The sequence below is a fragment of the Pedobacter hiemivivus genome, assembly GCF_004331685.1.
In the GTDB taxonomy this organism is placed as follows: Bacteria; Bacteroidota; Bacteroidia; order Sphingobacteriales; family Sphingobacteriaceae; genus Pedobacter; species Pedobacter hiemivivus.
In genome coordinates, this window is the sequence record NZ_SJSM01000004.1 from 396748 (window position 1) to 413012 (window position 16265).

The window sequence follows — 16265 nt, forward strand, 5'->3', positions numbered from 1 at the left end:
TCATCGTTATGACTGGGCTATGACCTATCCTAAACTTTCGTATTCCTAACTTTGAATGTAATCTTGGTAAAATGAAAAAAATAGGGTTTTTATCCTTCGGTCATTGGTCAGACCATCCCTCATATCTCGCCCGTACAGCGGGAGACACCTTGCTCCAGTCCATTGATCTTGCTGTTGCCGCAGAAGAAATAGGTCTAGATGGTGCTTACTTTAGGGTTCATCATTTTGCCAGGCAGCTTGCCTCACCATTTCCACTGCTTTCGGCAATCGGGGCAAAGACCAGCAAAATAGAAATTGGTACAGGCGTCATCGATATGCGCTATGAAAACCCCTTATATATGGTAGAAGATGCAGGTGCTGCCGACTTGATCTCGGGTGGGCGTTTGCAACTGGGTATTAGTAGAGGTTCTCCCGAACAGGTGATAGAAGGTTGGCGGCATTTTGGTTTTGCACCTAAGGAAGGTCAAAATGATGCGGATATGGGAAGAGAAAAGGCCCTGGAGTTTTTGGATAAGTTGAAGGGCCAAGGTTTTGCTCAGCCCAATCCCAGTCCCATGTTTCCAAATCCTCCTGGTCTGTTAAGATTGGAACCATACTCCGACGGCTTGCGAGAACGCGTCTGGTGGGGAGCTGCATCCAATGCCACAGCAGTCTGGGCGGCCGAAAATGGAATGAACCTGCAAAGTTCTACTTTAAAATTCGATGAAAACGGTAAGCCTTTCCATATCCAGCAGGCCGAGCAGATCAGACTTTATAAAGATGCCTGGAAAAAAGCAGGACACGACCGTGATGCCAGGGTTTCGGTAAGCCGTTCTATTTTTGCACTGGTTAACGATCAGGACAGGTATTACTTTGGACAGCAGGGAAAGGGCGCTGATAGCTTTGGCTATATCGAGCCTACTCAACGGGCGGTCTTTGGTAAGAGCTATGCGGCAGAACCCGATCAACTCATTAAGGAATTGGCTCAGGACGAGGCTATACAGGAAGCGGATACCGTACTTTTGACTATACCGAACACTTTGGGTGTAGATTACAACATCCATGTACTGTCTGCTATTTTGGAGCATGTGGCACCTGCTCTTGGGTGGCGATGATCATGTAATATTCCGCATCATTCCTTTAAAAATAAAAGCATGAAAAGGCAAAACTGCATACCAATATAACCTTCCTGTGAGACCTAAAGGTCGAAAAGTAGCCGTTTGTATAAACCTATTTTCCTTATCTATTTTAAATTCAAGCCAGGCTTCACCAGGTAACTTCATTTCTGCATACAACAGTAGCCGCCTATCCTTTTTATCGGCAAGAATTACTCTCCAGAAATCAATTACACTACCGGTCGATAGTGTATTGGAATTTGTTCTCCCCCTTTGCAATCCCACTCCGCCAAACAACTTATCCAGGAAGCCCCGAATACCCCAAAGCCAATTTGCATAATACCATCCTGTTGCCCCACCTATGGCCCAAACATTTTTCAATACACGCTCCGGATCATCTACCTTCATGGATCGTACATCTTTAAAACAGCCTTCCTGGGGAACTTCAATGAGTTTTTTAAAACGATCAGGATAAACATATCCATTCATCGCATCCCGCCAGCTGGAGATGACCTGGTTTTGATCTATTTTATCAAAAGCCAATTCAATCGACTGCTCATAGGTAATGGGCTTAATGTTTAATCTTTCCTGCAGATCGTTTGGCTCTGCCACCACATCAACCTTCATACTCTCTACCAAACTGCCAGCCAAAGGATAAGAAACTGAGGTCACAAAATATAGCCAATAGGAAGAAAGCTTTGGTGTCATTACAGGTATGGTAAAAATCCATCGCTTCAGTCCCCTCATTTTAGCGAAACGCAAAAGCATCGCCTTGTAAGTGATTACCTCGGGACCTCCGATATCATATGCTTTGTTAAAAGCATAATCCTGCATCAGCAAACCTTCAAGAAAATGAAGTACATCGCGAATACCTATGGGCTGACAACGCGTATTGATCCATTTAGGTGCAATCATTACAGGGAGTTTCTCTACAAGGTCCCTGATAATTTCAAAACTGGCACTTCCCGACCCCACAATAATGCCCGCCCGTAATGTAGTTAAGGCATACTTATGCGATTGCAAGGCCTCCTCAACACTCAGGCGTGAATTTAAATGTTTCGACAAATGCGCACTATTCACAATTCCACTTAAAAAGATAACTTGTTTCGCAGATGTGCGTTCTATGATGCTTTTAAAGTTATTTGCAGTCGACAGCTCAGCTTCAGAAAAATCGCCCTTTGCCGCCGACATGGAATGCATGAGATAATAGGCTACATCAATAGTTGTAGGTATATGGTCAAGACTTTCCTTGTTCAGGAAATCAACTTCAACAACTTCTAAATCAAACCCGGCATATTTACTTTTATCAAATCGGCTTTTATCCCGAACGCAACAAATCACCTGATGCCCATTTTCAAGCAAAACAGGCAGCAATCGCTGAGCGATGTAACCAGTAGCTCCTGTTAACAATATCCTCATATCAATTTATTAGTATTTATAATATACTATATTTAGTATTTATAGTATATTTGTGTACTAATATACGCGATTATTTCATTATGAACTATCAATTGATCAAAGAAGTTATTGAGCTCATGGAAAATTTTGAGCTTAGCGCAGAGTCCAAATCTTATACAAAAGATTTGAGCGGCTTCAAACGCTGGATTTATGATGCTGAAAAGGAAGCGCACCATCCCTCCAATGATATCGATTGGGAAGAAAAAGAAAATGGCCGAAGTCCGGATAGCGAGATCAATACCTTAATTGTTCATATGAATAGATATGCAAAAACCTATTCAAGGTCTGCCATACACGATTCGCCCTTCAGCACCCAGGAAGATTTTATATACCTAATTAATCTAAAAGCCTTTGGATCAATGACCAAAATGGAATTGATTAGAAGGAACCTTCAGGAAAAACCTGTAGGTATGCAGATTATCAACCGACTGATTGGGCAAGGCTGGATAGACCAAAGCGATTCTATAGCGGATAAAAGAAGTAAAATCATTTCGATTACCACTAAAGGAATTGATGCACTGGAAGAGATTATGGGTAAAATAAGGCAGGCCAGTCAGATTGTGACTGGAAACCTTAGCGATACGGAGAAAATGCAGTTAATTAAAATACTTCAGAAATTGGATCGCTTTCATCAAGCTATATATGCTAAAAATATAGAGCCCGATCAGCTTATCCCTATCGCTTACAATGATTTTTTATTAAAAAACAATTAAAGCTAGCCCATAAATAAAACTCCTCTATGAAAGCGCCAGATTCAAAAAAGACGATAGCCATAATTGGCGCTGGAATTTCCGGTCTTTCGGCTGCAGCTTATGCCGCTCAGGCTGGTAATGAAGTGCATGTTTATGAAAAGCATGCTCAGCCTGGAGGAAGAGCCAGGCAGTTCAGAACAGAAAACGGCTATGTATTTGATATGGGCCCAAGCTGGTATTGGATGCCCGATATTATTGATAATTTCTTCCTCGATTTTGGTTATAAAGCAAGTGACTTTTATCAGCTTATTTCTCTTAACCCTCAGTTTGAAATGGTTTTTGAGGATGGACTGCTTACCGTTCCGGAATCTTATGAGGATTTAAAAAAATTGTTTGAGCAGCTAGAAACAGGTGCAGGTAAAAAATTCGATGCCTTCATGAGCGCCGCAAAGTACAAATACGAAGTAGGAATGCAGGATTTTGTGAACAAACCCTGTTACAGCTGGCTGGAGTTTGTCTCCCCTAAAATTGCTGGCAGCGCTTTAAAACTGGATCTACTATCAAATTTCAGAAGCTACGTTAGCAAGTATTTTTCACATCCCAAACTAAAAACCTTAATGGAGTTTCCGGTTATTTTTCTGGGTGCTTCCCCTAAAAATATTCCGGCACTTTATAGCCTAATGAACTATGGCGGTTACGCTTTGGGTACTTGGTATCCCATGGGCGGATTTTACCAGTTGGTATTGGGGATGAAAGAAGTAGCAGAGAAACAAGGTGCTCTTTTCCATTTTAATCAAAACGTAGAAAAGATCGTTACTGAGGAAGGAGTTGCCAGCGGGATAGTCGTAAATGGAGAATTTAAGGAGTTTGATGCCATTATTGCCTCTTCAGATTACCACCATACCGAAACACTGCTAAACAGCGAATTGCGTAACTATGATCAAAAGTATTGGAAAAGCAGAACCTTTGCGCCCTCCTGCCTGATTTACTATTTAGGATTTAAAGAAAAACTTCCCAATCTTAAACATCATACCTTATTTTTTGAAAATGATCTGGATGAACACATTAAGAGCATTTACGAAGAAAAAAAATGGCCTGAAAAACCATTGTTTTATGCTTGCTGTCCATCCCAAACAGATCCTGACGTAGCACCCGAAGGACATGAGAATGTGTTTCTGCTTATGCCACTGGCAACCGGACTTAATGACGAGGAAAGTACGCGTGAGCACTATTTTCAGGATATGATTAAACGTTTAGAAAAACATACCGGAGCAAAAGATTTATTATCAAAATTAAATTACAAACGAAGCTATGGTGTGGATGATTTTATCAGCGATTACAATGCTTACGGCGGCAATGCCTATGGCCTGGCCAATACATTATCGCAAACCGCAGTATTGAAACCCGGTATTAAAAACAAGCATTTGTCGAATTTATTTTATACTGGGCAGTTGACCGTGCCTGGTCCTGGTGTACCCCCATCCATTATCTCCGGTAAAATAGTAGCAAAAGAAGTAAATAAGCTTAAACAAACAAGACGTGAAAAAATTATTTGATGAATTGGCTTACAAGGTGAGCAAAGCGGTTACGGAAAAATATAGCACCAGTTTTTCATTAGGAATTCTGGCGTTAAAACCGTCCATTCGTCATGCCATTTATGCGATCTATGGTTATGTGCGTCTGGCCGATGAAATTGTAGACAGCTTTCACGAGTATGATAAAGCTTGTCTGCTGGAACGTTTTAAATTAGAAACCTGGACTGCCCTGGAAGAGGGTATTTCCCTTAACCCTATTTTACAATCCTTTCAGGACACTGTCAATCATTTTTCCATCGACAAAACCTTAATTGAACAGTTTCTGCATAGCATGCAAATGGATTTGCAGCAAATAGATTACAATTCTGATTTGTATAATGAATACATCTTAGGTTCGGCTGAAGTTGTAGGGTTGATGTGTCTTCAAGTATTTGTGGAGGGTAATAAACAAGCATTTGATAATCTAAAACCTTATGCTATGAAATTAGGCTCAGCCTTTCAAAAAATAAACTTTTTACGCGATCTGAAGGACGATTATTATGTTTTGGGCCGCAGTTACTTCCCCAATATTGATATGAAAACCTTCGACAATGAAATCAAATTAGAAATTGAAAATGAGATTGAAGCAGAGTTTAAAGAAGCATTAATTGGGATAAAAAAATTGCCGGTTTCTTCGAAATTTGGCGTGTACCTGGCGTACAAATATTACCTATCATTGTTTAAAAAAATAAAGAGTACGCCTGCAGATAAAATTATGAACCAAAGGATACGTATTCCAAACAGTCAAAAATTCTCTCTGGCAATGAGTAGCTATGTACAATATAAGATGGCCATACTATGATTTTAAAAAAAGCAATGATTTTGGTTATCTTTTCCCTGCTTGGTATGGCTTGTTATGGGCAAAGTATGGATTTAGAAAGCATTAGGGCCAATTACCAAAAAGCTGTTTCGGACAAAAAACTTTGTCATACCATGATCAAAGGACTGAGTACGGGTACCGAAAGCTCAGTACACCTAACCTACCTGGGTGCATTTCAAATGATATGGGCAAAACACATTATCAATCCAATATCAAAACTCAAGACATTCAACACTGGCAAAAAGAAGATTGAGGCTGCTGTAATGGCCGACCCTATCAATGTAGAAATCAGAATACTGCGGTTATCGATCCAGAAAAACAGTCCTGCATTTTTGGGATACCATAAAAACATTGAGGAGGACCAAAAATTTATTCAAGCCAACAATAAAAATATTACGTCTACGCATTTGAGAAATATGATGGAAGCGCTTATCTAAAAAACAAAAAAATGATTTATCAACTTAAAAGAACGCAACAACTATATTGTGATATGCAAAGTGCCTGGGATTTCTTTTCTTCCCCACACAATCTTTCGCGTATCACGCCCAAAGAAATGGGCTTTGTTGTATTAAGCGATCTACCTGAGGGGGATATATATAAAGGAATGATTATCAATTATACCGTTTCTCCTGTGCTGGGTATTCCATTGAAATGGCAGACTCAAATTACGGAGGTTAACTACCAAAAAAGCTTTACCGATTTTCAGAAAAAAGGTCCCTACAAGTTATGGAGACATCATCATGAATTTATCCCAAACCAAAATGGTGTTTTGATGGTAGATACTGTGGATTATGAATTGCCATTTGGTATCATTGGCAATATGGTGCACAGTTTAATGGTAAAGAAAAAATTGGAGCATATTTTTGACTACCGTAATCAGGTTTTAGAACAGATATTTATACCGTTAAAACATTAAACATGAATTTCATTATCCTACTGATCACATTTATATTGATGGAGGGTGCCACCTGGTTTATCCATAAGTATATCATGCATGGTCTTTTATGGGTATTGCATCATGACCATCACGACCACAGTACTGAGGGTTCTTTTGAGAAAAATGACTACTTCTTTGTGATTTTTGCTTTACCGGCTATTGCGTTGATCTATTTCGGTTCCCTAAATCAATTTAATTACTTGTTTTACATAGGACTGGCTATTACACTTTACGGAATGGCCTATTTCTTTGTGCATGACATCTTTATTCATCAACGCTTTAAATATCTGGCAAATACCCAAAATCCTTACTTACTAGCGATTCGCAGGGCGCACAAACAACATCATAAACACCTGGGCAAAGAAGAAGGTGAATGCTTTGGTTTTTTGTATGTCCCAATGAAATATTTCAAAATGTATTATAAAAAAAATAAGTAATGAAACCCTACACTTACTTGTTAATTAATTTACTGACCATCAGCATTTGCTTTATTTTCTCCTTTGACAAGAGAATTCAGTTCAATAAGCATTTTCCAGCCTTTCTAAAAGCGAGTATTTTAGTCGCTATCCCTTTTATTGCCTGGGATGTATGGTTTACCGCTCATCAGGTATGGTGGTTCAATACAGATTATACTACAGGCTTGATGCTTTTGGGATTGCCTGTTGAAGAGTGGCTTTTTTTTATCTGTATCCCATTTTCGTGTGTATTTACTTATTTCTGCCTGGACAAATTCTTCAATCTTACCTGGCTAAGTGCCTTTAACAACATCATTGTTTTTGTAAGTATCATCACATGCACAGTTATAGCATTATTGCATTTCGATAAGTCCTACACTTTTGTAACCGCTATAGTCACAGCAGCAACGCTAATTTATCTACATTTTGTAGTAAGAGCGGCCTGGATCGGTCAGGCATCTTTTGTATTTGCTATTCTGATGCTGGGATTTTTCCCTGTTAATGGTGTTTTGACAGGTACGGGCTTGGAGTCGCCAATTGTGAATTACAATCCGAAGAGTTTCTTAAATATTCGGATCCTTACTATTCCAATAGAAGATGCCGTGTATGGCTATACACAGTTCTTACTCAACATCTACTTATTTAAAGTGTTTCAAAAACAATAGTTTAGTCCTACCATTTAATAAAATGCTATTTGTTAATTCCCAGACTAACGAACAAGCGTTAAACTACCCTTTAGTAAACCGCAGCCTCTCTTGAGGTCAATAATATAATAATACGTTCCTATTGGCAATTCGTTTCCATCCCCCCTGCCATTAAATGGAGTATGATATCCTGTAGATTCAAAGATCTTATGTCCGTAACGATTATAAATGGCTACTGTAGCTTCAGGATAGTTCTGCATTCCCGGTATCAGCCATTCATCATTTACACCGTCGTTATTTGGAGAAATTGCATTAGCGAGCTTGCTTAAGCCGTCATTTTCTATAGTAACCTTACAGCTCGAAGCCATACTTTCGCAGCTGCCCTGTCGCAGGACCACACTAAAACGCTGGCTTTTGCTAACATTTACTTTAAACGAGCCCGTACCATTTTGATCGACAATACCCCCCCCTTCATTGTAAAGCAGATAATTGCCCTTCAGCGGTTGTAGCACCTGGACCACTGCATTACCGGCAGCACAGATTTTTAGATCGTTTACTACCGGTGCAGGCAAGGTTCTACTTTCATCATTAACAGTATAAGAAATTGTTTGCCTGCTGCAAGCCAGTGCATCTCCAATGGTAAGTTGGTATACGCCTGCTTTTATTCCATCCAATATAGCTCCCGATCCTAATGTACGTCCGCCAGTATCTTTCCATTCATAAAAATAAGGAAGCTGCCCCCCACTCAAGCCTGGCGCGCTGATCTGACCTTTTCCAAGACCGCATTCGTCGTTGCGTATCCTTTCCATCCCTCGGTTAATGGAAGCCCCCATCACGTTGCCAATACTGTACTGCTGTAAAAAACGCTCACAACCCAGATCATCAATGGCATACAGATCGTATGCCCCAGGGCCCTGATTTTCCAATATCCGGGAATTCCCAACCTGAATGCCTGCGTTGTTCTTCCAAAAGCAGGAAGGAGGTTGATCTTTGGTGAATATCGCTTCAATTTTTCCATTGTCTAAACCACAGGTAGCAGCTGTGATGATTTTTGTAGTGGAATAATTCCGGGTAGATTGAGCCAGCTCTATAATGAATTCTTCGCTGGTTTTAGTGCATACTGAGTTAGCGGCAACCAAACGATATTTACCCGCTGGTTGATCTGTTAAGTCTACTGAACTGCCAACAAGGCTACCGCCCGCATCCAACCATTGGTAGTCGGTAGCACCGCTTACTGTAATCCCGCTAATCCGGCCATTACTGGTGTTACATGTAGCTTTATCGATTAACTTATTTACCGTATTGATGGTAATGCCATTAATTTCGGTCACCTCGATTGGTGTCGACACTATCGGGGAACAACTACTACCATCCTTTACTTCCAGTGTATACCATCCGGCAACTACATCTACAAGCTCTTTATTAGTTCCCCGCACTTCCCCCGCCGCATTTCTCCATTTGTAACTTAAGGTTCCTGATCCTGTAACCTGTATATTTTTAATATATCCTGTTGCTGTATTACATGAACTGCCTTTAATGCCTGGTGCTGATTGGTCGATATTGGGCCCAGCAACATTCACCAGCACATAAGGACCAAAATCTTTAACACAACCGGTTTGGTTTGTAAGCCGCAAAGTATAAGTACCAGGAGGCACATTGGTTAACTCTCTGCTTGTCCCCTTTAGCTCATTATTTTCGTTGAGCCATTGTATGGTCTCAAAACGATTTGGAAAGAGATTTAGAATAGACCCTGCATTTCCACAGGATGGATGGATCAGTTGGGGTGTTCCACCAAAAGCCAGCTGTGGCATATGGTTTTCAATGATGACCCATTCTGATTCTATAATGCAGCCAAACTGATTGGCCCTTAACTTATATTTACCTGCCGGCTGATTCTCCAGATCAAGCGTAGTCCCTACCACCTCTTCCGCTTCATTTAACCATTCTACCTTATTAACATTAACAGTAAAGGCACCTTCAATTTTACCTTTGTTACCATCACAGGTTTGATGAGTTACTGTAAATCTCGGTTCATTGTAAGGAAACATATAGATCCTTGGGTCAGAAAATTCGGAAGTAAGCTGATTTAAAGTTGCCGAAGCCATTACACTTACCCCCGATTCAATTGTTCCATCATACCTCCAATTACCCAAGGGATCGGCGGTTACGGTAGCAAAATAGCGCTTTGGTTGACAATTGGTACATTCAGGGTCGGTATAATACAGTTCTACCCGGGCACCTGCTTTTGTCGTCCCCGCAACGTAAGTGGCTGTTTTTTCTTTTAAAAACACCTCCAGAGGTTTGCTAAAAGGCCCCGTGAAACTGTATAAAAAAGGTATTCCCGGGTTGCAATACAAAGTATTGTGGCTCAACTCTACGCTAGATACATTTTCAGCAGAAATAGCAAATAGGTCTTTCGGATAGACCGGAAAAGCACCGGTATTGGTGATCACATTGCCTTCGGATGTAGCCGAACCGCCAACCAGAACCCTCCCGTTCATATCGTAAAACCTGAGGGCTTCAGACTGGATGGGCAAGCTGGTACTCCCTGTGCGCGAGGTTCCAAAGAAATTGCGGTTTATCCTGATATTACAATTATCCAGCCCACGGAAGCTTAAACCTGCACCATAGACATTGTCAGTAACGTCCATATTTATAGTTCCTGTATGGTTTAGCCTGACATCGGCTATAAAGCTATGATAAATAGAATTCCGGGTAACCGTTGCTCCCGGTCGCTCAGCATTCCTATTTGCAGTAAAGATGTTATTCTTGACCAGTACAGCTATATTTTGTGAGATCAGCTGATTTATAACTCCAAAATTGATTTCAACCGATCCATAGAGGAGATTCCCTTCTTCAGCTGTATGACCTCCTATAATTAAGTTGCGATTTCCATAAGTAAATATTCCGGTCAAAATGCTTGTGACAATATCCAAACCGTTCTCTTTTATGCCAAAAAAGTTATTCTTTAAAGTCAGGTTTGTGATCTCAGCATTACTAGTTCTCCAATTTATGTTAATCCCGTAAACATTATAAATCACATTTCCTTTTCCAGGAGCACCAATGGTCACGTTCTTACTGATCCCGGAAAACTCCAGCGCCCTAATACTCGAGGGTGTTCCAAAAAATATAAATGAGAAATTTCTGATCACCATACCGTAGAGTTCAAATCGCTCTACATTATTAATACCAAAAAGATAATAAAGGTACTGTGAATAGACCATGGAAGTCCCATCTAAGATCACCTTTGCATGATTAACAGATGCTTCCTGACCCGTTTGTGTAGATCCATCAATTACGATGTCGGATGTGATTTCGGGAAGCTCCGATAAAATACTTATGGTATGATCAGCAGGAGAAATTCCGGGCAAACTAAAATTGATATAATCAACTTCAGCATTACCATTTGCAGCTGCTTTTGTGAGTGCGGCTCTTAAAGTCCCTACTCCATCATCAGCATTGCTGGTTACGACAATTGTCTCTGAAAAAGCGATATAGCTTTGACATAGGAGTACAAATATCAGAAATAATCTTAGTTTCAATCTGGAAGCGTTAAATGTAAATTGGCCACTAATTTAACCAGAATTATCTGCATTTTATTAGCTTCGCCATATGAAAAATGTAATTCTAGCCAGTACATCAAGTCTATTTGGTGAAGCTTATCTTGAATATCTGAAATCAGAAGTGGAAATTTTATTTCAAGGGATTTCTGAACTTATTTTTGTACCCTATGCCCGACCAGGTGGTATTAGTCATGATGAATACACGCATAAAGTAGCTGTCTTTTTTGAACCAATTGGGATCAAAGTAAAGGGATTACACCGTTTCGAAGACCCGGCCCATGCATTGAAAAATGCCGAAGCCATTTTTACAGGCGGTGGCAATACGTTTTTATTGGTAAAACAATTGCACGAACAGCGCCTAATGAATGTTTTAAAAGAAGTGGTTGAAAATGGGGTTCCTTATTTAGGTACTAGTGCTGGAAGTAATATAGGAGGCTTAAATATGCAGAACACAAATGACATGCCGATAGTATATCCGCCAACTTTTAATACACTAGGGCTTATTCCTTTTAATCTTAATGCACATTACCTCGATCCTGACCCCAATTCAAAGCACAATGGAGAGACCAGAGAAACCCGGATTAAAGAGTTTCATGTCTTCAATAAGGTACCTGTATTGGGTTTAAGAGAAGGTAGCTGGATTCGCGTAAAGGGAGACAAAATTACTACAGAAGGCATGCTTCCTTCTAGAATATTTCTTCCAGAATTGCCACCCTATGAAATTCAACCTAGAACTGTTTGTGCATTTGAAACCCGTCAAAATCCTTTATAAGGTAGGCTTTATCATTCGAGTTGGGAAATAAACTGTGTCTCTAACCTCTTGGTGGGATAATTTATCATATTTTGGATGGATTTCACAAAATTTTGAGATGGAGCATTACTCCCTTCAGATCAAAATCAGAATATTGCTAATAATTACAATATTTTCTTTAAAACAACAAATTATTTCTTTTTGGTTATCTTTAAATAATTACAGAGGTTTGTAGTGTAACATATTATTAACTGTCCGCAGTTAATAATAATGATAAAATTATCACACCAAAAGTTCACGAAAAGAGAACTAAAACTTATATTTGTATAATTAAATGAAGGTACATTTGATCAAAAAGCGAACGTTAGAAGATTTTGTAATTAAAAACCCAACAAGTAGAGCTCCATTGGATGATTGGACAGAAAAGATAGGACTTGCAGATTGGAGGCACCCCATAAATATAAAAGACACTTTCAATAGTGCTGATATTTTAGGTAAAAATAGCAACAGGGTTGTTTTTGATATTGGTGGCAACAACTTTCGAATGATTTGCAAATATGTATTTGGGGGTAATCAAGTACATCTATTTATTTGTTGGATGGGAGTTCATTCAGCATACGACAAAATATGTAACCAGAATAAACAGTATACGATCAACATATATTAGTATGAAAACAGTAGCATTAAAATATACTATAATAAGAACCAAAAGTCAATATGATGACTATTGCAAACAATTAGAGGTTCTGGTAACTCAAGATATCACTAATGACCTCCAGGATGAAATTGATTTAGTTACCCTATTGATAGAGAAATACGACGAAGACAACAATACTTTTCAAGAATCAGATCCTATATCTCTGCTCCGGTCATTCATGTCAGATCATCATTTAAAACCTCAGGATATGACAATAATTTTAGGAATTAGCAAGGGATATGTTTCAGACATCCTAAATTACAAAAAGGGACTCTCAAAAGAAGTAATTAGAAAGTTAGCCGATTACTTTAAAGTAAGGCAAGAAGCATTTAATAGGCCTTACAAATTAATATCTCCAGCAAATATACATTTGCGGAATGCCAGTGATATGAATACCACCAAAGATTTGCCTTTAGTTATTCATTAGTTAAATTTGTCCCCCATCCTTTTCCATACCTCCGGCAATGTGTCGGCAATGTCCGGCAAGCGCCTCCCAAGTGCTAGGAATCTGGTTTTTAACGCAATATGTTTGTCTCGTTGACTTGCAAGAAACAACGAATGAACAGATTTATTAATGTTTTAAAAACCTATTATTATGGGAAAATTATCAAGAGGATTCCTGGGTGGATTCCAGGGACAATTAGGAACAGCATACGGCTGTTTCTGGAGGCTGATGGACTTAGTTAAGGCGATGCCTCGCAAAGTGAAAAGAGCACCAACCGAAAAACAAGAAAAAGTGCAATTGCGTTGGTCGTTAATGACCAGCTTTCTGGCCATGTTTAGTCACATCATCAAGATCGGATTTAAACAAGCAGCCGTAAATGGACAGTCGGCAATGAACGCAGCTGTATCTTACAACCTCAAAAATGCCATTACTGGTGTATCGCCAGACTATACCCTCGATTTTTCTAAACTCATGTTTAGCAAGGGTAAATTGGCTTTACCAAACAAACGTGCAGTGGTAACAGAGAACGATGCTGAGGTACGATTTGAATGGGGTTTAGAAACAACTGGCAATGGTCCGAGTAAACTTACTGACTTGGGAACATTTATAGTCTACAACCCCATCAAGAATCAATATGTAAGTCTGGTTGGGGGAATTCCAAGATCTGCACTGAAATACACCATGCCCATGCCGCTTGAATTTAGTCAAGACAGCGTAGAATGCTACATGATCTTCGCAAGCGAAGACGGTAAAATGGTAAGTGATAGTTCATACATAGGTAACATTCCGATAGTTTAACCGCTTCCTCTTAGGGAAAGAGCAGCTATATGCAAAGCTCTTTCCCAATTAGGAACAAATAAAAAAAAGAACATGAATACGATAGACATAAAAAAGCCAGTGCTTTTACCAGAGTTTAAGCACTTGAGCAATTACCTATTGTTTGGATTGCTATTGTTACTATGGATAGCATTACCTACACTGATGGGTTTTGATGGCACAACAGGACACATAGATCCTTCAATCTGGCTACTGATCGTATTGGCGCTGATCACCTTCTTGGTATTGTTAGCGACCTGCTGGTGGTTACTACAGCGTTTTTGGATGGCCTTGGGATTGCCCGGTTTAGGTTTAATGGTTTCACAATTTAAATTTTTGGAGTTATGGCAACAGTTAGGATTTTACTTTGCTTGCTTTACCTTGCTTTTGCTGGCCGGAGTAGGCTGTTTGGTAGCAGTACTGTAGAGAAAGAATCAGATGCGTTGATTGCTATTGCACAATCACAAGTTGGGGTTAAAGAAGCAAAGGGCAATAACGACGGTGTTGAAGTAGAAGCTTATTTAGCTGTTGCTGGTTTAAAAAAAGGCGAACCCTGGTGTGCAGCTTTCCTGAGCTGGGTTTTTAAACAGGCCGGATATCATCAGCCAAGAACAGGCTGGTCGCCCGCCCTCTTCCCGGAAGACAGAAAGGTTAAAACACCCTCGCCAGGCCTGGTGTTTGGCATCTACTTCCCTACTTTAAAACGAATATCTCATTGTGGTATAGTAGAGCGGGTTAAAGGATCTTGGGTAACCGGAATTGAGGGGAATACAAACTTGAATGGGTCTAGAGATGGTGATGGGGTCTACAGGAAGTTAAGACATGTAAAAACCATTTATTGCTACGCAAACTGGATGAATAACCATCAAAAGAAAGGACCAGCAAAATGATAAAAAATATGTCAGAGTCTTTAAAGGTATTCCTCCTTATTTCAACATTAATACTGTTGTTTTTGCAAAGCTGTAACCTATTAAAAAAAACAACTAAAACGGTGGTAAATGATACCCAGAATAGCTCAAAATTTAGCGATTTCAACATGCTCAATATTAAAACTGCGGATAAAGAAACCAACATTTTTACCTATTGGGATAGCGGTGTGGTTTATCAATATCAAAACATCAGGGAACGAGTAGACCAGACCGAATCGGTAGATTTAAAAACAACAGATCAGCTTACTACAAAAAAAGATGTGGTGATAAAGGAATCTGAACCGCCTGTTTTATGGATTTATGCAGGGATTGGATTGTTGTTAATTGGAGCACTGATTGTTTACTGGAAACGCTAGTTATAGAAGAGAAGTTCGATACACGTTGATTATAGAACTTCTCTTCTATATTTTTAATGGATTGCCACAGGATTGATGTTAACCTGGGTAGAACCTTTATAAAGTGGTTGCCCCAAAACGAATAAAAATTCCCAAACTTTATCCCTAACCAAGGCCCGGCTATCAATCAGCTCCAGATTGTATATTCCTTTTTTAGCAAGCATAAACTGGTTGACCGGGAATTCGTCATCCGTTTTCGGATTGGGATATATTTCGGAAGCCCAAGTATCACCGCCGAAGGCAACAATCCCCTGATCTGCCAGCCATTGTGCAGCTTCCATACCAATACCAGGTTCTACTTCAAGGAACTGTTTGTTGTCTTTTCCGATCAATTCCAGCCAACCGGTATTAAATAATATCACATCACCTTTACGGATAGTTATACCTTGTTTTTTAAGTACCACCTTGATGTCTGCAACTGTAAACTCAGTATTACTGGGCACAATATCCTTACCATAATACGCGGTCATATCCAATACAATGCCACGGGTAACGATTGGTGGTACTTTTTCAACACCAAGCTTTTTCACACCTTCCACTGTTACAAAATCAGCGGCCTTGTTACCGTTATAATACACATTGTCTATACCGATATGGCCGATACCGTTAAGCTGGGTCCCCACTCCTGTCCACGCGCTTACATATTCATCATTCAGGCTAAACTTATTCGGTCCCAAAGTTTGTCCTCCTTGCTGGCCTGGTTGGATATTGTACAGGTAGAAGCTACGGTGACGATATGCTGGTAAGTGCTTATCCAAGGGTACCGCCAAAGGATATGTCTTACCTTTTTTCACCAATTTCATAGCCTGCATAACCACCTCTGGCGTTATAAGATTTGCAGCTCCGATCTCGTCGCCGGCTCCATAGGCAGATTGGTACCAACTGGTATCTCTGGGATTTATATGCTGGCTTTGGGCGTATAATGGCGTTCCGCTTACCAGTAACAGTCCCCCTATTTTTAAATAATCTTTGATTTTCATTGCTGTAATTTTTAC

Annotated in this window: 18 protein-coding genes; 15 read left to right on the forward strand and 3 right to left on the reverse strand. The window is 39.8% G+C overall.

Going from position 1 to position 16265, the window contains the following annotated elements:
* Positions 1-71: 71 nt before the first annotated feature.
* Positions 72-1094 carry an LLM class flavin-dependent oxidoreductase gene (locus EZ444_RS10280; RefSeq protein ID WP_131608642.1) on the forward strand — a complete coding sequence of 341 codons (1023 nt, stop codon included), beginning with the start codon at positions 72-74 and terminating at the stop codon, positions 1092-1094.
* Here EZ444_RS10280 and EZ444_RS10285 read toward each other — a convergent pair whose 3' ends face one another.
* A complete protein-coding gene (locus EZ444_RS10285) occupies positions 1095-2513 on the reverse strand; it encodes an SDR family oxidoreductase (RefSeq protein ID WP_131608643.1) in 1419 nt (472 codons plus the stop codon). It abuts the gene before it with no gap.
* Positions 2514-2593: 80 nt separating this feature from the next.
* Between EZ444_RS10285 and EZ444_RS10290 the strand changes: the two genes are divergently transcribed.
* The 7 genes from EZ444_RS10290 to EZ444_RS10320 are packed head-to-tail and all read left to right on the forward strand — an operon-like array spanning position 2594 to position 7695.
* Positions 2594-3265 carry a MarR family winged helix-turn-helix transcriptional regulator gene (locus tag EZ444_RS10290; protein ID WP_131608644.1) on the forward strand — a complete coding sequence of 224 codons (672 nt, stop codon included), beginning with the start codon at positions 2594-2596 and terminating at the stop codon, positions 3263-3265.
* A 26-nt stretch (positions 3266-3291) separates the two neighbouring features.
* Positions 3292-4800: a phytoene desaturase family protein gene (locus EZ444_RS10295; RefSeq protein ID WP_131608645.1), complete on the forward strand. Its 1509-nt coding sequence runs from the start codon at positions 3292-3294 to the stop codon at positions 4798-4800.
* The gene (locus EZ444_RS10300; RefSeq protein ID WP_131608646.1) at positions 4784-5620 is read left to right on the forward strand and encodes a phytoene/squalene synthase family protein; all 837 of its coding nucleotides are present in this window, start codon (positions 4784-4786) and stop codon (positions 5618-5620) included. The genes EZ444_RS10295 and EZ444_RS10300 overlap by 17 nt, the downstream gene beginning before the upstream one ends.
* A complete protein-coding gene (locus EZ444_RS10305; protein ID WP_205945247.1) occupies positions 5617-6075 on the forward strand; it encodes a hypothetical protein in 459 nt (152 codons plus the stop codon). The genes EZ444_RS10300 and EZ444_RS10305 overlap by 4 nt, the downstream gene beginning before the upstream one ends.
* Before the next feature lie 11 nt (positions 6076-6086).
* Entirely contained in the window at positions 6087-6554 is a 468-nt protein-coding gene (locus EZ444_RS10310) for an SRPBCC family protein (protein WP_131608647.1), read from the forward strand.
* 2 nt (positions 6555-6556) lie between these two features.
* Positions 6557-7012: a sterol desaturase family protein gene (locus EZ444_RS10315; protein WP_131608648.1), complete on the forward strand. Its 456-nt coding sequence runs from the start codon at positions 6557-6559 to the stop codon at positions 7010-7012.
* A complete protein-coding gene (locus EZ444_RS10320; RefSeq protein ID WP_131608649.1) occupies positions 7012-7695 on the forward strand; it encodes a lycopene cyclase domain-containing protein in 684 nt (227 codons plus the stop codon). The genes EZ444_RS10315 and EZ444_RS10320 overlap by 1 nt, the downstream gene beginning before the upstream one ends.
* 44 nt (positions 7696-7739) lie before the next feature.
* Here the strand turns inward: EZ444_RS10320 and EZ444_RS10325 are convergent, their stop codons facing one another.
* Positions 7740-11216 (reverse strand): gliding motility-associated C-terminal domain-containing protein, encoded by a 3477-nt coding sequence (locus EZ444_RS10325; protein ID WP_131608650.1) that lies wholly within the window; start codon positions 11214-11216, stop codon positions 7740-7742.
* Positions 11217-11286: 70 nt separating this feature from the next.
* On the opposite strand from EZ444_RS10325, the gene pepE reads away from it, so the two are divergent.
* The 7 genes from pepE to EZ444_RS27380 all read left to right on the forward strand — a co-directional run bounded on the left by pepE (position 11287) and on the right by EZ444_RS27380 (position 15231).
* A complete protein-coding gene (gene pepE / locus EZ444_RS10330) occupies positions 11287-12009 on the forward strand; it encodes a dipeptidase PepE (protein ID WP_131608651.1) in 723 nt (240 codons plus the stop codon).
* A gap of 313 nt (positions 12010-12322) precedes the next feature.
* Complete coding sequence (locus EZ444_RS10335) at positions 12323-12655, forward strand: type II toxin-antitoxin system HigB family toxin (RefSeq protein ID WP_131608652.1); 333 nt, start codon at positions 12323-12325, stop codon at positions 12653-12655.
* 1 nt (position 12656) lies between these two features.
* Entirely contained in the window at positions 12657-13112 is a 456-nt protein-coding gene (locus EZ444_RS10340; protein WP_131608653.1) for a helix-turn-helix domain-containing protein, read from the forward strand.
* Between the two features lie 168 nt (positions 13113-13280).
* Entirely contained in the window at positions 13281-13928 is a 648-nt protein-coding gene (locus EZ444_RS10345) for a DUF6266 family protein (protein WP_131608654.1), read from the forward strand.
* A gap of 72 nt (positions 13929-14000) precedes the next feature.
* Positions 14001-14372, forward strand: coding sequence for a hypothetical protein (locus EZ444_RS10350; protein WP_131608655.1), 372 nt, complete (start codon positions 14001-14003; stop codon positions 14370-14372).
* Positions 14291-14836: a CHAP domain-containing protein gene (locus EZ444_RS10355; protein WP_131608656.1), complete on the forward strand. Its 546-nt coding sequence runs from the start codon at positions 14291-14293 to the stop codon at positions 14834-14836. Before EZ444_RS10350 ends, EZ444_RS10355 begins: the two co-directional genes overlap by 82 nt.
* An 8-nt stretch (positions 14837-14844) precedes the next feature.
* Complete coding sequence (locus EZ444_RS27380; protein ID WP_131608657.1) at positions 14845-15231, forward strand: hypothetical protein; 387 nt, start codon at positions 14845-14847, stop codon at positions 15229-15231.
* Positions 15232-15284: 53 nt separating this feature from the next.
* On the opposite strand, the gene EZ444_RS10365 is transcribed toward EZ444_RS27380, so the two are convergent.
* Positions 15285-16250: a cyclase family protein gene (locus EZ444_RS10365; RefSeq protein ID WP_131608658.1), complete on the reverse strand. Its 966-nt coding sequence runs from the start codon at positions 16248-16250 to the stop codon at positions 15285-15287.
* Between the last annotated feature and the right edge of the window lie 15 nt (positions 16251-16265).